Genomic DNA, 21,379 nt, shown 5'->3' with positions numbered 1-21,379 from the left:
CAAATAGTATCATTTAAAATATTTTTATATTCCTTTGTAATTATAGGTAAAAATTGGTATATTATTGTGTAGTGAAGGTGATAAAAATGAATAAAATATTAAAAATTATGACAGATGGACAAATCCCATCTTATCAAACATCGGGTTCCTGTGGCATAGACTTATATTGTTCAAATGATGAAGATATAATAATTGAGCCAGGAGATATGAAAAAAATTAATACAGGTCTTAGAGTACAAATTCCTCAAGGCTTTTTTGGAGCAGTGTATCCCAGATCTTCAACTGGTGTTAAAAGGCAGCTAATGCTAGCAAATACTGTTGGAGTTATAGATTCAGACTATAGAGGGGAAATTATGATCTTTATGTATAATTATGGTAATGATCCCCAAGTCATTAAAAATGGAGATAGGATAGCTCAATTAGTTATTCAACCTTATGAGAAATGTGAATTAGTTCAAGTAGAAAGTTTAGATGAAACGGATAGAGGTGAAAGTGGTTTTGGTTCCACTGGCAATTAATGAATAATAATTTTTCAAAAGTTTTTAAAAAGAATAAGTATCGTATATTTCTAATATTAGCCATAATTTTTATTCTTAGCATAGCGTTTATTGTCTTTAAAAAAGTAAGTAGTGAAAACGAAATAGCAAAATATGATAATGAGATATTGATAGTTAAAGGCAATGGAGACCAGCTTGATTCTTTAACCTTAAAAGAATTAAGATCAATGGGGAGCCAAAAGCTTGATATAAGCATTAATAATGGACTCGAGACTACTCCAGTGGAAGGTATCTCTATAGAACAAATTATTGGAAAACTTGACTACAATCTAAAAGATAGTGGTGTTATGGTAATAGAAGATGATGAAGGAAACTCAACAAGGGTAGCTATGTCTGATGTATTAGAGCCAGGAAGAATATATCTGGTATATAGGATTGATGGCAAACCAATTTATGATATAAATCCAGGCTATGGTAAAATGATAATAATAGATACAGCAACAAATTCATCAGCAAAATGGATAACAAATGTTAAGACTCTAGATATAAAGTAATAAGACATAGCTTTATAGTGAGTCTTTTTATTATGGTATAATATGAGTAAAGATAGGGGATAGCTATGAGGGATAATTTTAAATATGAAAAACTAACACCCATGTTGAAACATTACGTAGATGTAAAAAATTCTTTTAAAGATGCACTGCTCTTATATAGGGTAGGTGATTTTTTTGAGTCTTTTTTTGACGATGCTATCATTATTAGCAAAACATTGGGGCTTACCCTAACTGGCAAAGAATGTGGCCATGAAAATAAAGCTCCTATGTGTGGAGTTCCCCACCATGTAATTGATAACTATGTGGGTAAACTTGTAAAAAAAGGCTACAAGGTAGCTTTATGTGATCAAGTAGAAGATCCTAAAGAGGCCAAGGGACTCGTTAAAAGAGCTATAACCAGAGTTGTAACTCCTGGAACAATTACAGATATTGATGCTCTTGATAATAGAGAAAATAATTATTTATTATCAATTTTTCAAAATGATTTCGGCCTAGGCCTTACATATTGTGACATATCTACAGGTCAGTTAACAAGTTTTGAAATAAAAGGTTCAAAAGATTTAATAGCAAAAAGAACTATAGACCAAATAGAAAAAATCAATCCTTCTGAGATAATAATAAATAGTAATTTTAATTTAAAAGATGTTTTAATATATTTAAAACAAGATTCAGATGTATTTTTAAATTATATAGATGATGATAATAATTATAGCAAGATTAGCGGAAAGATTATCGATTACTTATCTATAGATAACTTTAAAAAAATCGAAAATATGCGTCTTAGTCTTGTTTCTACGGCAAATTTACTTGACTATATTTATAAATTTTATGACGATAAACTCATCCATATCAATAATATAGAAATTTTAGAAATAAATGATTTTCTAGAACTAGAGGCAAATACAAGGAAAAACCTAGAATTACACAGAAATCTTAATAATAATAGCAAAGAAGATACTGTACTAAATATTATTGATAAGTGTGATACTGTAATGGGCTCTAGGCTCATAAATCAATGGTTAGAAAGGCCTCTAATTGATAAGGAAAAGATAGACATAAGACTTGATATAGTTGAATATTTTACTAATAATCCAATAGAGTCGCAAAATATTTCTAACTTTCTAAAAAATGTTATGGATTTAGAACGATTAATCGGGAAAATATCTTACAAGAGAGCCAATGCTAGAGATTTTATATCACTTAAAAACTCTATAGAAGATATTCCTAGATTAAAATCTTATCTAGAAGATTCAGATGATGAAATGATCAGAAATCTTGGTATTAACCTACCTGATGTATTAGACATATATAAATTATTGGAAAAATCTATATGTGATGATCCACCAATATCTATAACAGAAGGTGGAATAATAAAAGAAGGATATTCTAATAAACTTGATGATTTAAAAATATCCTCAGAAGAAGCTCTAACAAAACTTACAAAATATGAAAGTGAAGAGCGAGAAAAAACTGGCATTAAAAATTACAAAATAATATTTAACAAAAATAACGGTTATTCTATAGAAATAACAAAAAGTAATTTAGACAAAGTTCCAGAAACTTATATAAGAAAACAAACTTTAAAGAATCAGGAACGCTATACAACTGAAAAACTTGAAGAACTAAGCAGCTTAATTTTAAATGGGAAGGACCAAGTTAATGACATTGAATACCAATTATTTAACGAAATAAGGGATATCTTATTAGAAAAAACTTTAATGCTACAAGCTTTGGCAAAGATGATAGCTAATATCGATTGTCTTAACACCCTAGCTAGAGTTGCTAATTTCAACAATTATGTAAGACCAGTACTTAATAATGGCAACAAAATCATAATTAAAGATGGTAGACACCCTGTAATAGAAAGCAAACTTAAAGAAAATGAATTTATTGCTAATGATACTGATATAGGTGAAGATGATAATCTGATTCAAATAATCACTGGCCCTAACATGGCAGGCAAGTCTACTTATATGAGGCAGATGGCAATTATAATAATACTTGCTCAAATGGGATCCTTTGTACCTGCGAGCTATGCAGATATAGGTATTTGTGATAAGGTATTTTCTAGGATTGGAGCAAGCGATAATATATCCAAGGGCGAATCTACCTTTATGTTAGAAATGAATGAGGTTTCCAATATTTTGAAAAATGCAAGTCCTAAGTCTTTTGTTATCTTAGATGAAGTTGGCAGAGGAACATCATCAGATGATGGATTAAGTATTGCTATGGCTCTAGTAAAATATATATCAAAAGTCAAGAAGTTTAAGACTGTATTTGCAACGCATTTTCATGAGCTGACAGTTCTTGAAAACGAGCTAGATAACGTTAAAAATCTAAAGATAGAAATATTAAATGAAAATGACAATCTTATATTCCTTAGAAAGATATCTCCAGGAAAATCTGACAGGTCTTATGGTATTGAAGTAGCAAAACTAAGTGGTCTTCCTGAAGAAATAATCGAAGATGCCAAAGTCTTTATGAATAAAATTTCTGATGATGATTATTTTGAAGTAAATAAAACTAAGAATATTGTAGATACCATTGATGATATAAATACAAAAAATATGGAAGAAATAATTTCTATTACTAAAGATATTAATGTAAACGACCTAACACCTCTAGAAGCAATTAATAAGCTTAATTCCTTAGTAGAAAGGATAAATGGATTAGCGTAATGCCTATTAGAAAATTAGACCAATATACAATAGAACAAATAGCAGCAGGAGAGGTGATTGAATCACCTTTTTCTGTTGTAAAAGAACTAGTAGAGAATTCAATAGATGCTAAGGCAAAAAATATTACAGTTGAAATAAAAAATGGCGGAAAAACCTATATACGTGTTACTGATGACGGAAGTGGCATAGCTAAAGATGACCTAAAACTTGCCTTTGAAAAACATACTACATCAAAAATAGTACATTTTGAAGATTTATATGATATTTACTCTCTAGGTTTTAGAGGTGAGGCTCTATCTACTATAGTAAGTGTTGCAAATGTGAAAGCCATTACAAAAACATCTGATGCTAATATAGGTAGCAAAATAGAGTTTACAAATTACAAGATTAATGAATCTTCAATTGCGACAAATACTGGTACAAGTATAGAAGTATTAAATATATTTGCTAATCTACCTGCTAGATATAAATTTTTGAAATCTGATCTAGCCGAGTCAAACGCCATTACTAAATTGATGTATTCTTTGGCCTTAGGTTATAATAACATAGGATTTAAGTATATAAAAGATGATAGATTAGAATTTAAAACTACAGCAAATGAATCACTTGATCTTAGGATTTATAATTTACTAGATGATAATCTAAAGGATGAACTTATTGAAATAGATGCAAGCAATGAAATCTATAGTATAAATGGATTTATCTCAAGCTCAAACTATTACAGAGCATCAAGGTCACTCCAATATCTATATGTTAATAATAGACTTGTTGATAGTCCTTTAATCATTAATACTATTGAAAATGAATATAGAACTTATATTCCTAATGGTAGATTTCCAGCTTTATTTTTGTTTGTTAGCACTAATCCAAAGAATTTAGATATAAATGTTCACCCTAACAAAAGGACCATAAAATTTATTTATGAAGATGATTTATTATCTTTGCTTAGTGAATGTATTTATAAATCTCTATCGGAAAATATGTATCCAAATAAGATTACCATTGATGAAAATAAGGATAATTCTTTATTAGATTTTAGTGATTATGCTAGCGTCTTAGAGAAATATCAAAATTCTTCTTTAGTAAAAGAAAATAAGTCTTCTTATGAGGAAAATAACTTTTTCGAAAACAAAGATAAAAAACTATACGAAGTTGATGAGAAAAAGCTTGAGAGTCACGATGATTACAAACTGCCATCTAATGATTATCATAGCATCTCTTTTACTGAGGAAAAATCATATTCATATCTTACAAGCTTGTTTTCAAGATATTCCTTATTTGCTTGCTCTAATGGCAATATTATTCTTGTAGATAATAGGAGGGCTGATGAAGCAATACTTTACAATAATTTTATAAAAGAGTTAGAAGATGGTGCTGTTAGTCAACAATTATTATTAGAGCCTATTGTAATTAATCTAAAAGCTAATGATAAATTGAAATTTATTGACAAAAGAGATGATCTATTGGGCTTGGGTTTTGATATTGACTTAATTGCCGAAGATAAAGTACTAATTAGATCTATTCCTCAATTGTTTGATAATGATACTTATGGTAATTTCTTTTATGATTTGTTAGATCTGGATTTACAAGATAGGGGAGATATATTCTATAAAAATATAAGGAAATATATCAAGTCTAAATCATTTAGAAAAGGTAACAAGCTTGGTGAAATCGAAGCTAGAAAATATCTTGATGACCTATTAAATCTTGACAATCCATACAAAACTTATGATGGGAAAGCAATTATTATAGAATTAACAGATACGGATGTGGAGAGATATTTTGAAAGATAAATTAATTATAATAACAGGACCTACAGCTAGTGGCAAGAGTGATATAGCAATAAATGTTGCCAAGGCTTTTAGTGGGCAAATAATATCTGCCGATAGCCAGCAAATTTATAAAGATATGAACATAGGAACAAATAAAATAGATCAAACTTACGGCATAAATCATCATTTAATTGATGTGATTGATCCAAATGAAAACTTCACTGTGGAAGATTTCTCATCAAAGGCAAGTTTGTTGATTCATCAAATTAATGAAGATGGACATATTCCAATACTTACCGGAGGTACTGGATTTTATATAGATTCTATTTTATTTGATATGAATTATGGGGCAACTCCTAGAGATTCTGATCTAAGAAATGAACTTGAAGCAATCGCTGATAATAAGGGGAACTCATATTTATATGATAAACTTAAGAATATTGATCCCATAACAGCAGATAAATACCACGAAAACGAAAGAAATAGGATAATTAGGTCACTTGAAATCTATGAACTTACAGGTGAAAAACCTTCTGATGTAAGAAGTGGGGAAAAAGTATTAAATGAAAAAATTGATCCAATTTTATTCTTCTTAAATTTTAAAGACAGGTCAGGACTTTATGAAAATATTAATAATAGAGTTATAGAAATGATTTCAGAAGGTTTAATAGAAGAATTTGTGAACGTAGTTAAGACTTATAATCTTGATGAAAACTCCCAATCTATGGCAGCAATTGGATATAAGGAAATCTTTCCTTTTATAAAAGAAGAAATAGATATTGATGAACTTATAGATTTGATACAAAAAAATACAAGACACTACGCAAAAAGACAAGTAACATGGATGAAAAGATACCTAAATTATAATTTTGCTCACGAAATTATTATGGATAATATAAGTAAATATGATGCAAGTGATATTATAATAAGCACAATTAAGGATATTTATGAATTTTAACGAAATATATGATCATTATAATATAGATGACTCATTTGATAATATGATAAAGAAAGCTCAAGAATGCCTATGTGAAGATTTTAACAAACTAGAAGAAATAGCTGAATTTAACCAACTTAAGGTATTAAAAGCATTCAATAAAAATAATCTTAATACTCAAGATTTTATAAGTGCAACTGGATACGGTTATGCTGATACCGGTAGGAAAAAGTTAGAAGAAATATATGCTGATTTTTTTAAAGCTGAGGATGCTTTAGTAAGACCAAGTATTGTTGCAGGGACCCACGCCTTATCTTTAGTTCTATTTGCTTTATTAAACTACGGGGATAAAATGGTAGCAATAACTGATGATCCATACGATACTATGCAACAAGTTATAGGGATTGTAGGTAATAAGAAAGGTAATTTAATCTCAAAAGGAATTTCTTATGAAAAACTGAGCCTAGATGAAAATAATCAAATTGATTATCAAAATATTCACAAAGTTTTCGATAAAAATACTAAATTAGCACTAATTCAAAGATCTACTGGATATACTCAAAGACGCGCCTTTACAATAGAAGAAATTGAAAAAGCTATAATAGAAATTAGAAAAGCAAATCCTGAAACTATTATTTTTGTGGATAATTGTTATGGCGAATTTACTGAAGATAAAGAGCCAATAGAGGTTGGTGCAGATATATTAGCTGGATCCTTGATTAAAAATCTTGGTGGCGGCATAGCTATAACTGGCGGTTATGTTGTGGGTAAAAAAGATTTGATAGAGTACTGCTCAAATACCTTAACAGCACCAGGAATTGGCAAGGACGAAGGCTTAAGTTTTGGTACAACTAGATATGTCTTACAAGGCTTATATTTTGCGCCACAAATTGTTAAAGAAGCCATAAAAGTAGGAATGTTATTCGGAAAAGTATTTAACGAACTAGGTTATGAAGTTATCCCTAAAATCGGAGATCCTCAAAGCGATGTAGTTCAAGCGATAAAATTTGAAGATCCAGATAAGGTCATCACATTTTGTAAGGCTATACAAGAAGCTTCTACAGTTGATTCAAATTTAATTCCAGAACCATTTCCAATGCCAGGATATGAAGATCCTGTGATTATGGCTGCTGGTGGTTTTGTAGAAGGATCAACATCAGAACTTTCTGCAGATGGTCCACTAAGAAGTCCATATATTGCATATCTACAAGGTGGATTAAATTATTACCATGGAAAGCTCGCTCTAAAACTCGTTTTAAGCCGTTTTAAAAATCAAGGATACATATAGGTACCCTTGATTTTTTATCTAAAGGTCTAATTTTGTAAGCGGATTCTTATTTACAGCATCCTTAAGGTCTTCATCATCTAAGTGGGTGTAAATTTGAGTTGTTGAAATATTTGTGTGTCCTAGTATATCTTTTAGAGCCCTTATATCTACATTGCCATACTTATACATCAAAGTTGCAGCTGTGTGCCTTAATTTGTGGGTAGAGTACAAGGAGGTATCAAATCCAGCCTTATTAAGGTATTTTTCTATGGTAGATTGGACAGCTCTATTAGAAATTCTCTTTTTTCTTGTAGAAATGAATAGAGCTTCTATATACATACCATCCAAATATTCATTTCTAATTTTTAAATAATGGTGAATTAATTTTAGAGCGTTTTCGGTTAAATATATTGTCCTTTCTTTATTTCCTTTTCCAATTATTTTGAAATGATCATTTTCTATATCCGATACATTTATTGATACTAACTCAGATAATCGCATTCCAGTTGTAAGAAAAGTGAATATAATGGCTAAATCACGCGCCCTTAAAAAGTCATTTTTCTCAGTGTTAACTACAGATAATAATCTTTCTGTCTCATCTAAAGTGAGGTAGACGGGTTGTCTTTGGCTGATTTTGGGATTTCTAAGCTTTTCAGTTATATTCTCATCAATAACTTCAATCTCTTGGTATAGATACTTATAAAAAGACTTTATAGCTGAAATCTTCCTAGATCTAGTAGTAGGGTTGTCGTTTTTTTCATTATCTAGATATGATAGATAAGCATAAAAATCAGCTATATTAAGACTAGATAAGAATTTGGCATCAATTATTTTTTTCATATCTTTATCTTTAAATTCTTTTTCAAATGAGCTTTGATCTCCATAATAAACTTTTCTTAGAATTTGATATTTGAAAAAAACTTCCAAATCGTATCCGTATTCTTTAATTGTATTGGGTGATAGGCCTCGAATTGATTTTAAAAAGTTTAAATAGTCTATAAGTAGTATTGGTTGGTTCATGAATTGCTCCAAATAAGGTAAATTTTAGTTTTTATAATAATATTGTACTGATATTTTAAAAATTTACAATTATTGCACAAAATTATTATTTTGTGCAATAATTTATATTGACAAGCCTCTCTCTATTTTGCACTTTTATAGCAATTAAAAACTGCCACTAAATAAATGGCAGTTTGTCATAATTACTTTTAATAATTATCTTGCATATTCTATCGCATTTGATTCTCTAAGAACATTTACTTTTATTTCTCCTGGATATTCTAATTCATCTTCAATTCTTTTTGCAATCTCTCTAGCAACTACAATCATTTCATCATCTGTTATTTTTTCTGGTTTAACCATTATTCTAAGTTCTCTACCAGCTTGTAAAGCAAATGATTTTTCAATTCCTTGATATGAATTAGCTATCTCTTCAAGAGATTCTAATCTTCTAATATAATTTTCTAAGCTTTCTCGTCTAGCACCAGGTCTGGCAGCAGATATTGTATCTGCCGTTTGAACTAATATAGATTCTACACAATTTGGTTCAACTTCACCATGGTGTGATTGGATAGCGTTTATAACATACTTGTTTTCACCATATCTGGTTGCTGCATCTACACCTAGTTCTATATGAGTTCCTGCTACTTCTTGATCTATAGATTTACCTATGTCATGTAGAAGTCCGCCACGTCTTGCTGTTTGCGCGTCTGCGCCAATTTCTTCAGCAAGCATTCCTGCAAGATTAGCAACTTCAACAGAGTGCTTCATAACATTTTGACCATAGCTGGTTCTAAACTTCATCTTACCAACCATTCTTATAAGTTGTGGATGTAGATTATGAACTCCTGCAGCTTCAGCAGCTTCTTCACCATCTTCTATGATTCTTTGTTCAACTTCTTCTTCAGCTTTTTGAAGTGTTTCTTCAATTCTTGATGGGTTTATACGGCCATCTTGAATCAATCTTTCTAGTGCTACTTTTGCAATTTCACGTCTAACTGGCTCAAAGGATGATATAACTACCGCTTCAGGTGTATCATCTATTATTAAGTCAACTCCTGATAATTGTTCGAAGGCCCTAATATTTCTACCTTCACGTCCGATAATTCTACCTTTCATCTCATCATTTGGAAGAGACACTACTGATACAGTATTTTCAGCTACTTGTTCTGCAGCATATCTTTGTATAGTAGTTGCAAGTATTTCTGTTGCAATTTTTTTGCTTTCAGATTTTATGCGTTCTTCACTTTCTTTGATCAGTTTTGCTGTTTCGTGAATTGTTTCGTTTTTGACATTTTCTAGTATAATTTCTTTAGCTTCGTTGTTTGTGAGACCTGCGATATTTTGCAATTCTAACTGTTGTTGTTCAATCAGTTTATCAATGCTGTCTTCTTTTTGTTTTAACCTCTTCTGATCGCTAGAGATCTGATCAGCCTTTTTGTCAATCAATAAAGCTCTATTGTCAAGACTTTCTTCTTTTTTAAACAAACGCGATTCTTTTTTATCAAGTTCATTAGAACGTTTGTTTAACTTCCTATCATTTTCTAATTTGATTTTAGATATTTCATCTTTTGCTTCTTTAAGAGTTTCACGCCTTAAAGTTTCTGCTTGTTTATTAGCATCTTCGATGATTTGGCGACTTAAGGCATCTGCCGCGCCTATCTTTTTTTCACTAGTTACTTTATGATATATGAAGCCTAAAATAAAAGCTAACAATACGAAGGCGACAGTAATGATTATAACAACTGGATTATCCATTTATTATCACCTCCTATAAAATTTTACTTGGAATTTACATTCCTTTATAATTATACCATAAAATGATTTTTATTAGCAAAAGAAATAGCCTCTAATAAAATTAGAGACTATAATTTTCTTTCATTTGCTTGTTATACATTTCTTTATAATAGCCAGAAGATGTCATAAGTTTGTTGTGATCTCCCATTTCTACGATTCTTCCATGAGATAATACAATTATATTATCTACATCCTTAATAGTAGAAAGTCTATGAGCTATTATAAAAGTTGTTCTATTTTCTTTTAACTTTTCAATGCCTTGCTGAATTATAGCTTCTGTCTCAGTATCTATATTACTAGTAGCTTCATCAAGAATTAATATTTTAGGATTTCTTATATAGGCTCTTGCAAAACTTATAAGTTGTTTCTCTCCTTGGGATAAGTTTGATCCACCTTCCATAACTTGAGTGTGGATTCCTTTATTTATTAACCTATCTCCCCCTACTGCCCTAAGTGCGTCTTTAATTTCTTTGTCGCTATATTCATATCCTAAAGATATATTTTCGCCAATATCTCCTTTAAATAGGAAGGCATCTTGAAGAACTACAGCCATATCACGTCTTAGATCATTTCTATTGACCTTTGATATATCCTTATCCCCTATTGTGATTTTACCAGATTGGGGAGAGTAGAAATTTAATAATAGGTTAATTAATGTCGATTTACCAGAACCAGTTTGACCAACAAAGGCTACAGATTCACCTGCATTGACATCAAATGAGATTCCTTTTATAACTTCTTCGCCTTCTGTGTAAGAGAATCTCACATCATCAAATGTAATTTTTTGGTTGATATCGTCAATTGTATCAAATAATTCTTCCTGGCTATCTAACTTTAATATTTCAAAAATATGGCTGGCACTAGCCATTGATTCATTCACTTCTCCAACCCTCATTATTATAAATCTTATTTCATTAAACAATCTAGATGTGTATTCAAATATCACATATAAACTACCAATACTTACTGAGTAATAATCAGTGATTTGACCTAAACCAAAATAAACCAAAATTATTAATGATGCCAAGTAAGAAACTATATCCATTGCTCTATAACCTGAATAGGACCTTATTTTGGCAAGTTCACTAGATAATGAGAATATATGATTATTAGTCTCATCGAATTTATCTTTTATATAATCCTCTTTATTAAACACTTGGATAACTTCCATGTTTTGAATATACTCATTAATCTGAGCATTAATTTCAGAAGTGTTTTTCCTAATTTCCCCAGTATATTTTCGCGTGTAAGAAGTGTAAGACTTATAGATTATATATATGATAGGAGCTAAAGGTATTAACATTAAACCAGCAATTGGGTTTGTAATAAATATTGTAATCCCAAGCCCCACAGCAAGAATCATAGATGTTGTAATATCTGTTATTATTAGCTTAAAAAGCATTTTTACTTTATTAGTATCATTAGTAATTCTAGATGATATTTTTCCTGCTGGTAGGTTATCAAAATAAGCAATTGGAAAAGAATTGACCTTATTATACACATCATTTTGCATTTGATAAGCTATATCATTTGATGCAATTTGAAAAGTAATAAAAGCTCTATTTAAAAATAAGCTAGCAATCATATTAACTAAAAAATACAGTATCAAATATTTGATTATATTTGTAAAATCAGCACTTGTTATACCTTTTTTCAAAAGATTATTTATAATGTATCCTATAATTAGTGGCGAAAGCAGTTGCAATATTGTATTTAAAAGCGAAAGCACGAAACCTTTGATAAAGGACGTTTTTTCATTTAAGGCATAATTTTTAAGCAAATTTCTTACTTGTTTATCCGTATTAGCCATTATTACCTCCACTTATCTGTTTAATATATTGGTCTTTATACCAAGTCTCTCTACTCATCAATTCATCGTGATTTCCAGAATCAACTATTTTACCATCTTCTAGAATAATTATATTATCACAATTTTGAACCTGGCTTATCCTGTGGGCTATAATTATTGTCGTTTTATCTTTTCTACTAGTTGACAGGTTTTTAATTATATTCTGTTCTGTATTTGCGTCTACTGCGCTCATAGCATCATCAAGTATCAATATATCCGGATCTTTCAAAACAGCTCTAGCTATAGCAAGTCTTTGTTTTTGACCGCCAGATAAGGATACACCTTTCTCGCCAGTTAGTGTATCTAGACCATCAGAAAATTTTTTTATATCTTTTGTAAAGTCAGCAATAGAAATAGCTTCATCTATTTCTTCATCACTAGCATCAAGCTTGGAAAATCTGATATTGTTTTTCAAAGTGTCAGAAAATATCATATGTTCTTGTGGAACATATCCTATTTTATCTTTGAAAGATTTTGATGATATCTCACTAAAGCTGTCATCTGAAATTATAATAGATTCTTTATCTACCTTATATATATCAAGTAGTTGCCTAATCAAAGATGTTTTCCCAGATCCAGTTTTACCTATAATACCTAAAGAACTTCCTTGGTCAATCCTTAAATTTATATCTTTTAATACTTTCTCATTATTTGATGGATAAGTAAAGTTATGCTCTATAAAACTAATGGATGGATTATTGTCCACATTTTCTAAACTTTCAGAATTAGGGATTTCTTCCTTATAATTTAGTACTTCCATTATCCTATCCATTGCTGCATTTGCCTGTTGGTTTAAATTCATAAATTCACCAAAGGCAAACATTGGCCATATAAGCATGTTTAGATAATAAGTGAAAGATACTACTTGGCCTACACTTAAATCTCCTCTAGAAATCAATACTGATCCATAACCAATCGAAATTATATAAGCTAAGGTAACAGTAAATCTTTCTGATGGCTCCATCCATGATTGAAGCCTAGCTAAGTCAATACTTTTATCAGCTAGTTCCCTTGCAGACTCCTTAAAATTATTGTATCTAATATCACCAATATTAAAAACTCTAACAATTCTTATGCCTTCAACATCTTCTAAAACTCTATTAGTTAAGTCATCAAAGCTTTCATTTACAGCTTTTGATCTTATATACCATTTACCTACAAGCTTTGAATAAGCAATCAAAAAAACAAGCATAGGTAATATCGAAAATATTGTTAACCTAAAATCAATCGTAGTTACCATCATAAGTAAAATAAATATAGGGAAAACTAAAGCATCAAAAAATGCCAATATTCCAAAACCAGCAAACATAGCCACCTGGCCTACATCTTGGGTAGATTTACTCATTAATGATCCAGTAGAATTTTGTTCAAAAAATCTTTGAGATTGTTTCAAAAACTTACTCATAAGTTTATCTCTAGTAACATATTCCATCAACGACGATGATTTAAAAATATTATAAGACCATGCAATAGCTGTTACATATTTTAAAATAACCATTATTAATGCTATTACTATCATTTTTATGAAGGTGTCCATCGTAAGGGTTCCTAGATAAACCATATCTATTAACTTACCTGTTAAATAAGGTAAAAATAAAGAAATTATATCAGTAATAATAAGAGATATTGATCCTATAATATAATTTTTCTTAGAGTATTTTAGGAACCATTTAAAATTTTTAAACATATATACTCCAATAAGCTTTTATTTAAAAAGTGTCACCTATAAATATAGGTGACACTTAAATAATTTAAAATTATTATGCGTTCATTTGTGAAGCTACTTCAGCTGCAAAATCTTCTTCTTTCTTTTCAAGACCTTCGCCTACTTCAAATCTAGCGAATCTTCTAATTTTGATGTTTTCACCAACCTTGCTAGCTGTATCTCTTAGATATTGTTCAACTGTTTGGTCAGGATTTTTGATATAAGCTTGGTCTAATAGGCAAACTTCTGAGAAGTATTTTTTAAGTCTTCCTTCAACCTTTTTCTCAGCAATCATTTTCTTTTTGTCTTCTGGCATATTTTCATTTGCTTCATTGATTGCTTGGTTTGTTAGGATTTCTCTTTGTTCAGCTATATCTTTTTCGTCTGCATCTGCCTCTGAAATATATAATGGGTTTGATGCTGCAATGTGCATTGCTATGTCACGAGCAAAGTCTTTAACTGTATCAGTATTAGCTGAGAAGTCAGTTTCTGTGTTGATTTCTACGATAACACCTATTTTATTATTGTGAATGTATGAACCGATAACACCTTCAGCTGCAATACGTCCAGCTTTCTTATCAAGTGTAGCTTGTCCTTTTTCCTTTAATAGTTTAACTGCTGCGTCGATATCACCATCAGTCTCTTGTAGAGCTTTTTTGCAGTCCATCATTCCAGCGCCAGTCATTTCTCTTAATTCTTTTACTAAGCTTGCACTTATAGCCATCTTATACTCCTTAATTTTCTTCTATTTCTTCTTCGTCTTGGTCAACAACTTCTAAATCTTCATCTGCTTGGTCTTCAACATCTTCTTCTTGTGGAGCAAATTCGCTTCCTTGGTTTGCTTCGATAACAGCATCTGCCATTACTGATGTGATAAGTTTTACAGCACGGATTGCATCATCGTTTCCAGGAATAGCTAAATCAACTTCATCTGGGTCACAGTTTGTATCAACAATTGCTACAACTGGGATACCAAGTATTCTTGCTTCATGAACAGCTATTGCTTCTTCACCTGGGTCAACTACAAATAGAACATCTGGTAGTTTTGTCATTTCTTTGATACCACCAAGGTTCTTTTCTAGTTTGTCCATTTCTTTTTGGTATTGTAATACTTCTTTTTTTGGTAGAAGATCGAATGTTCCGTCTTCTTCCATTTGTTCATATCTTTTTAGTTTGTCAATGCTTTTTCTAATTGTTTTAAAGTTGGTTAACATACCACCTAACCATCTGTTAGATACGTAATATTGACCAGATCTTTTTGCTTCTTGCTCGATAGCATCTTGTGCTTGTTTTTTTGTTCCTACAAATAAAACTTCACCACCGTCAGCAACAATATCTCTAATCATTGCATATGCTTCATCAAGTTGAGTAGAAGTTTTTTGTAAATCTACTATATAGATTCCATTTCTTTCTGTGAAGATGAATCTAGACATTTTAGGATTCCATCTTCTAGTTTGGTGTCCAAAGTGTACACCAGCTTCTAGTAATTTTTTCATTGAAACTACTGCCATATATTATTCCTCCGTTTTCTTCTTCCATCCCCTTCTTATAGATACTTAACCATTATCTGGCAACGAAGCATCTATCCAGGAATGTGTATATTTTTGTAGTACTGTAATATTTTACTATAGACTTGTTAAAATTTCAATAGCTAAAATAGAGCATCTACGAAAGTTTTTGAATCAAATTTTTCCAGGTTATCAATGCCCTCACCAAGGCCAATATATTTTACTGGTACGTTGAGTTCATATTGTAATGGGAATATAATTCCTCCCTTTGCAGTTCCATCTAGTTTAGTTAATATTAAGCCAGTGATATCTGTAACATTTTTAAATTCTCTTAATTGACTTACTGCATTTTGTCCGGTTGTGGCATCTAATACAAGGATATTTTCTCTTGTTGCTTTTCCTGCGTGGCTATCAATAGTTTTATTAATTTTCTCAAGCTCTTTCATCAAGTTTTTCTTGTTGTGAAGTCTACCAGCTGTGTCACAAATTAATACATCAACATTTTTATTTTTTGCCGATTGTATGGCGTCAAATATAACTGCAGAAGGGTCTGCTCCTTCCTGGTGAGCTATCATTTCTACATCTGCCCTATCTGCCCACTCCCCAAGTTGTTCAATGGCAGCTGCTCTAAAAGTATCGGCAGCTGCTAGCATAACAGTCTTACCTTCGTTTTTGAGATTATAGGCAAGCTTACCAATAGTAGTAGTTTTACCGACACCATTTACTCCAATTACTAATATTATAGCTAGGTCAGTATCATTAATATTTAAGTCGTTGTTTAGATTATCTCTATCCAAGTGTCTGACCATTATTTCTTCAAGCAGTGGATATATTTGGTCTGGATCTTTAATCTTTCTTTCTTTTATTTCATAGCGAAGACTATCAACTATAGCAAGAGTTGTATCCATTCCTATATCGGCTGAAATAAGAATTTCTTCCAATTCCTCAAACAGTTCATCGTCAATCTTTACATTTGCAGTAAATAGATTTTTAACTTGAGAGGAGAACTGGTCTCGAGTTTTTACTAATCCATTTCTAATACGGTCAAAAAATCCTATTTTTTTAACTTCACTATCATTGTTCTCGAATTCTGGATTAGCTTCGTCAATTTCTTCTTCTAAAAATATATGAGTTTCTTCTTCATTTGATGTATCTTGGTTATCTATTTCATCAAAATTATCATCAAAATGATTTTCGCTAGTATCTTCGTTTAGTTTTTCTTCATCAAAAGACTTGATATCATCATTATCAACGTTATTACTTTCCATATCAGTTGATATAGATCCAGCTTCAAATACTAATGTCTCATTATCTTCATGACTATCTAGCTTAAACTCTTTGTTAGAATCATCATCTATATCATTTTCTTCAATTTCATTTTCTAAGGCTAAATTCTCGCTTTCTTTTTTTAGCTCTTCAGTCTTCTCTTTATCTTTTTTTCTTCTAAAAAAATCAAACATATACACTCCTTAATTAATAATGCTAGGGTTTAGGGCTGGGATAAAACTTGTATCCTTATACTTGTTTATAAATTTATTTCGCAAATGATTAATTGCATCTATAGTTACTTTGAGATCACTATCAAAGGCTTTTACAATGATATTATACCTATGTTTGTTGTTAATTCTTGAAATCTTACAAGGGTTAGGCCCTATTATTTCAATAGATTCCTTAGAAAATAATTTCTTTTTTAAGCATTCAACAAATTCTTTAGAAATATTAGCACACTTAGATCTTGATACATTTATAATTTTTACTGTAATTATATTTTTGAAAGGCGGATATGAAAAAGCTTCTCTCTCAACAATCTCATTTTTATAAAAGCTCTCATAATCATTGTTTTTTACAGCTTGGATGACAAAATTATCAGGTCTGTATGTTTGAATTATAACTCTTCCGTCTTTTTTGTCTCTCCCTGCCCTTCCAGCAACTTGAGTTAATAGTTGAAAGGTGTTTTCTTGAGCCTTAAAATCTCCAACATTTAAAGACAAGTCTGCGGATATTATGCCAACTAGGGTGACATTTTTAAAGTCCAATCCTTTGGCAATCATCTGGGTTCCAAGCAATATATCAATCTGATTATTTTTCATAGCTGAATACATCATATCATAAGAATTCTTCTGATTGGCAACCATACTATCCATCCTAAGAACTCTTGCTTGTGGAAATAACTCTCTTACTTCTTCCTCTAGCTTTTCTGTTCCTGCACCAAATTCTTTAATTTTTTTGGAATGACAGACAGGACAAACCTTAGGTTGATTTGCAGTTCGTCCACAATAGTGACAAACAAGTTTATCAACCCTTTTATGATAAGTCATAGCTACATCGCAAGCTTCACATTTTACAACATAACCACAAGACCTACAAAATGTAAAAGAATCGTGTCCTATTTTATTTAAAAACAAAATGGTTTGTTCTTTATTCTTTAAGTTTTTCTCAATCTCTTCCCTTAGCCTCATACTAATAATTGAGTAATTTGAACTTTTTAATTCTTCTTTTAAATCTACTATTTCGATAGATGGCGGTCTCTTGTTAACTCTATTTTTTAAGTGTATCAACTTATATGTGCCAACTTCCACCTTATTCATTGTTTTTATTGACGGTGTTGCTGTTGCTAATATAAGATTACAATTATTGTAAGATGACCTAAACCTTGCTATCTCATCTGTGTGGTATTTGGGGTCTTTGGAAGAAATATAAGATTGGTCATGTTCTTCATCGATAATTATCACTCCAAGATTTTTAAAAGGGGCAAATATTGCTGACCTTGCTCCTATTGCTATTTTAACTTCTCTATTATTAATCATCCTCCATTGATTAAATCTTTCCTTAGGGGTTAATCTAGAGTGAATAATAGCAATTTTTTCATCAAATCTACCCTTAAATCTTTCAATGGTTTGGGGAGTAAGTGAAATTTCAGGAACTAAAATTATTGCTTCTTTGCCATCTTTTATTACTTTCTCTATAACTTGGAGGAAAATTTCTGTCTTACCAGATCCTGTAACTCCATACAATAAAAAGTCAGATGAAGGATTATCAACTATATTATCATAAGCTCTTTGTTGTTCTTCATTTAAGATAAATTTGTCATATTTTTTATATTCTTTTGTTAGTTCTTTTTTTGATTCGATATAATAATATTCGACAATATTTTTTTTCACCAATGAATTTAAACTAGATTTACTAGACTTAGTTTTCATCAGTATTTCTTTAACACTTGATGGTCCATTTTCTTTCAAAAATTCTATTATTTCTTTTTGCTTAATCGCATTGCCACTAATTTTAATATTTGAATTGTCTACTAATTTAGCATACTGGTCATATGATATCTTTTGAGTTTTTTTAATATCATAGGAAACTAAAATCTTCTCATCATCAAGTAAAGAGATAATATCATCTTTTACATCCCCAAATTCCCCTACTATCTCTTCCATTGTTTTTGGTTTTTTTAAAAACTTTGTAAATTCTCCAATATCCTCATCCTTTGATTGATAAAAGGTCTTAATATTCTTTATTTCAGTAGGTGGCATCACCTGACTTAAAGAAGCTTGTATGGGTGACATATATTTTTGGGACATAAAAAAAGCTAAATCAATTAGCTCTTTTGATATAAGAGGTTTTTGATCAATTATTTCTAATATATCTTTTATCTCAAAATCAAGCTTTACATCATCTAAAATTTCATAAACAAAAGCAACGCTAGTTTTGTTCCCTTTACCAAAAGGAACTAAAACTCTCATTGCTATGTCTATTTTTTTATTAAATTTTTCTGGAATACGATAAGTAAAAGGTCTATTTAAAAACCTACTCTTACTATCGATTATAACTTTAGCGTAAATAATCTCACCTAACTAAATCTAATATTTTATTTGCTAATTCTACCTTAGTCATTATATCAAGATTTATGACATTATCTTTTGAAATAATACTTGCAATATTGGTATCGGTGTTAAATCCTGCGCCTTCTTTTTTCAAATCATTCGCGATAATATAATCAGCATTTTTGGAAATTAGTTTTTTATTTGCATTATCAATCAAATCATCAGTTTCAGCAGCAAATCCAATAATGGTTTGCTTAGTTTTTACTGATCCAAAATGTTTAAGTATATCAGTATTTTCGATAAATTCCATATTTAAATTGGATCCTGATTTTTTGATTTTCTTATCGCTAACTTCACTTGCCCTATAATCTACAGGGGCTGCAGCCATTATTAGTGCATCTGCATCATCAAATTTACTTTCTATAGCATACTTTAACTGATCATTTGTTTTTATCTCTATTCGATTAATACCAGCTATTTCGAAAGGTTTAACAGGTCCAGATATAAGTGTTACATTGGCTCCTCTTTTTTTAGCCTCGTTTGCTATATTGTAGCCCATTTTACCTGATGAATGATTGGTAATATATCTTACAAAATCTATAGGCTCTATAGTTGGTCCAGCAGTCACTATTATATTTTTGCCAAGCAAATCTTTATTTGTGAAGTAGTCTTCCAAGTATTCTACAATCTGTTCAGGTTCTTCCATCCTACCGTCACCTATTGTATCACAAGCAAGGATTCCTGATTCTGGAGCTATGACCTTAACGCCATAAGATTTTAAAGTTTCAATGTTTTTTTGAGTAGCAGGATTTTGTAACATTTGAGTGTTCATAGATGGAGCTATGATAACATCCTTGGCACAAGCCAAGTAAGCGGCTGTTAGGAAATTGTCTGAGATTCCATGTGCCATCTTACCAATAGTTGAAGCTGAAGCCGGTGCTATAAGCATTACATCAGCCCATTTAGGTAAATCAATATGATGAACTATATCATGGTGACCTTCCCACATATCTGAGTAAACTTCTGACCTTGCCATGGTTTCAAAAGCTAATGGTCTCACAAATTCTGTCGCACTAGGAGTCATAATCACCTTTATGTTGGCACCTTTTTTTATTAGTCTTGAGCATAACTCAAGATCTTTATAACAAGCTATGCCTCCAGTAACCCCTAGTAAAATATTTTTTCCTTTAATCATTTCTTACAAACTTTACCTTCAACTACTTCGTTTAGGGCTTGTGTGACTGGTTTTGCTTCAATTTTTTTAGTTAGTGGAGCAGAACCACTTACAATTCTTCTTGCTCTTTTTGATACAATCATACAAATGTCGTATCTACTTGGGCTAATTTCTGATAGCTTCTTAAAAGATGGGTTATTCATCTAAAATCTCCTTTATATCAAAATCTTCTTCTCTAAAGACCTTATGCTTTTCAGCATTAATAATCTCGTTTACAGAGTTAATAGCTGAGTTAATGTGATCATTTATAACAAGGTAATCGTAGTACTTGATGTACTCAAGCTCTTTTCTAGCATTTTTCATTCTAACATTGATGTCTTGTTCTGTTTCGGTACCTCGACCCACTATCCTATTTTTAAGTTCTGATAGGCTGGGTGGAGCGAGGAAGATGAAAACAGCATTTTCAGTGTTTTGTTTGACATTTACTGCACCTTGGACATCTATTTCAAGAACTACAATTTTACCTTCATTAATTTTTCTTTCTACGAATTCTTTTGGAGTTCCGTAATAATTGTTATGTACCTTGGCATATTCAAGAAATTCATCTTCATCAATCATTTGCTTAAATTCATCATGAGTCTTATAAAAATAACTTACTCCTTCAATCTCGCCATCTCTCCTATTTCTTGTAGTTGCTGAAACTGAATAAACAAGATTCTTTTGTGTATTCATAAGATCATGAAGGACAGTACCTTTTCCAACTCCTGAAGGACCAGATACTACTAGTAAAAAACCTTTCTTCATTACGCCTCCTTATTATA

The 21,379-nt window shown here is 30.8% G+C and carries 17 protein-coding genes; 6 read left to right on the top strand and 11 right to left on the bottom strand.

Annotation, left to right across the window (positions count from 1 at the left end):
• Positions 1 to 86: 86 nt before the first annotated feature.
• The 6 genes from dut (at position 87) to QNH69_RS06325 (ending at position 7,726) form a co-directional block, all read left to right on the top strand.
• Positions 87 to 518 carry a dUTP diphosphatase gene (dut, locus tag QNH69_RS06350; protein WP_282929671.1) on the top strand — a complete coding sequence of 144 codons (432 nt, stop codon included), beginning with the start codon at positions 87 to 89 and terminating at the stop codon, positions 516 to 518.
• Positions 518 to 1,051 carry a hypothetical protein gene (locus tag QNH69_RS06345; RefSeq protein WP_044566211.1) on the top strand — a complete coding sequence of 178 codons (534 nt, stop codon included), beginning with the start codon at positions 518 to 520 and terminating at the stop codon, positions 1,049 to 1,051. Before dut ends, QNH69_RS06345 begins: the two co-directional genes overlap by 1 nt.
• A gap of 65 nt (positions 1,052 to 1,116) precedes the next feature.
• Positions 1,117 to 3,729, top strand: coding sequence for a DNA mismatch repair protein MutS (gene mutS, locus QNH69_RS06340; protein ID WP_282929670.1), 2,613 nt, complete (start codon positions 1,117 to 1,119; stop codon positions 3,727 to 3,729).
• Positions 3,729 to 5,522, top strand: a complete 1,794-nt coding sequence (mutL, locus tag QNH69_RS06335; protein WP_282929669.1) for a DNA mismatch repair endonuclease MutL — start codon at positions 3,729 to 3,731, stop codon at positions 5,520 to 5,522. Before mutS ends, mutL begins: the two co-directional genes overlap by 1 nt.
• On the top strand, positions 5,512 to 6,459 hold the full coding sequence (gene miaA, locus QNH69_RS06330) for a tRNA (adenosine(37)-N6)-dimethylallyltransferase MiaA (RefSeq protein WP_282929668.1): 948 nt from the start codon (positions 5,512 to 5,514) through the stop codon (positions 6,457 to 6,459). The genes mutL and miaA overlap by 11 nt, the downstream gene beginning before the upstream one ends.
• The gene (locus QNH69_RS06325; protein ID WP_282929667.1) at positions 6,449 to 7,726 is read left to right on the top strand and encodes a methionine gamma-lyase family protein; all 1,278 of its coding nucleotides are present in this window, start codon (positions 6,449 to 6,451) and stop codon (positions 7,724 to 7,726) included. The genes miaA and QNH69_RS06325 overlap by 11 nt, the downstream gene beginning before the upstream one ends.
• 18 nt (positions 7,727 to 7,744) lie before the next feature.
• Here the strand turns inward: QNH69_RS06325 and QNH69_RS06320 are convergent, their stop codons facing one another.
• The 11 genes from QNH69_RS06320 to gmk form a co-directional block, all read right to left on the bottom strand.
• Positions 7,745 to 8,725, bottom strand: a complete 981-nt coding sequence (locus QNH69_RS06320; RefSeq protein WP_282929666.1) for a tyrosine recombinase XerC — start codon at positions 8,723 to 8,725, stop codon at positions 7,745 to 7,747.
• A gap of 195 nt (positions 8,726 to 8,920) precedes the next feature.
• Positions 8,921 to 10,462, bottom strand: a complete 1,542-nt coding sequence (gene rny / locus QNH69_RS06315; protein ID WP_282929665.1) for a ribonuclease Y — start codon at positions 10,460 to 10,462, stop codon at positions 8,921 to 8,923.
• Between the two features lie 100 nt (positions 10,463 to 10,562).
• Entirely contained in the window at positions 10,563 to 12,311 is a 1,749-nt protein-coding gene (locus QNH69_RS06310) for an ABC transporter ATP-binding protein (protein ID WP_282929664.1), read from the bottom strand.
• Positions 12,304 to 14,037, bottom strand: a complete 1,734-nt coding sequence (locus QNH69_RS06305) for an ABC transporter ATP-binding protein (RefSeq protein ID WP_282929663.1) — start codon at positions 14,035 to 14,037, stop codon at positions 12,304 to 12,306. The genes QNH69_RS06310 and QNH69_RS06305 overlap by 8 nt, the downstream gene beginning before the upstream one ends.
• A 73-nt stretch (positions 14,038 to 14,110) precedes the next feature.
• Positions 14,111 to 14,779, bottom strand: coding sequence for a translation elongation factor Ts (gene tsf, locus QNH69_RS06300; protein WP_282929662.1), 669 nt, complete (start codon positions 14,777 to 14,779; stop codon positions 14,111 to 14,113).
• Between the two features lie 10 nt (positions 14,780 to 14,789).
• A complete protein-coding gene (gene rpsB / locus QNH69_RS06295; RefSeq protein WP_282929661.1) occupies positions 14,790 to 15,566 on the bottom strand; it encodes a 30S ribosomal protein S2 in 777 nt (258 codons plus the stop codon).
• Between the two features lie 140 nt (positions 15,567 to 15,706).
• Positions 15,707 to 17,023: a signal recognition particle-docking protein FtsY gene (gene ftsY, locus QNH69_RS06290; protein WP_282929660.1), complete on the bottom strand. Its 1,317-nt coding sequence runs from the start codon at positions 17,021 to 17,023 to the stop codon at positions 15,707 to 15,709.
• A gap of 9 nt (positions 17,024 to 17,032) precedes the next feature.
• Entirely contained in the window at positions 17,033 to 19,387 is a 2,355-nt protein-coding gene (gene priA / locus QNH69_RS06285; protein ID WP_349252254.1) for a primosomal protein N', read from the bottom strand.
• 19 nt (positions 19,388 to 19,406) lie between these two features.
• The gene (gene coaBC, locus QNH69_RS06280) at positions 19,407 to 20,579 is read right to left on the bottom strand and encodes a bifunctional phosphopantothenoylcysteine decarboxylase/phosphopantothenate--cysteine ligase CoaBC (RefSeq protein WP_282929659.1); all 1,173 of its coding nucleotides are present in this window, start codon (positions 20,577 to 20,579) and stop codon (positions 19,407 to 19,409) included.
• Positions 20,576 to 20,761, bottom strand: coding sequence for a DNA-directed RNA polymerase subunit omega (gene rpoZ, locus QNH69_RS06275; RefSeq protein ID WP_282929658.1), 186 nt, complete (start codon positions 20,759 to 20,761; stop codon positions 20,576 to 20,578). The genes coaBC and rpoZ overlap by 4 nt, the downstream gene beginning before the upstream one ends.
• Positions 20,754 to 21,362: a guanylate kinase gene (gene gmk / locus QNH69_RS06270; protein WP_282929657.1), complete on the bottom strand. Its 609-nt coding sequence runs from the start codon at positions 21,360 to 21,362 to the stop codon at positions 20,754 to 20,756. The genes rpoZ and gmk overlap by 8 nt, the downstream gene beginning before the upstream one ends.
• Between the last annotated feature and the right edge of the window lie 17 nt (positions 21,363 to 21,379).

Source organism: Anaerococcus sp. Marseille-Q7828 (assembly GCF_949769285.1).
Taxonomy (GTDB): domain Bacteria; phylum Bacillota; class Clostridia; order Tissierellales; family Peptoniphilaceae; genus Anaerococcus.
This window is presented reverse-complemented; position numbering and strand designations above follow the sequence as displayed.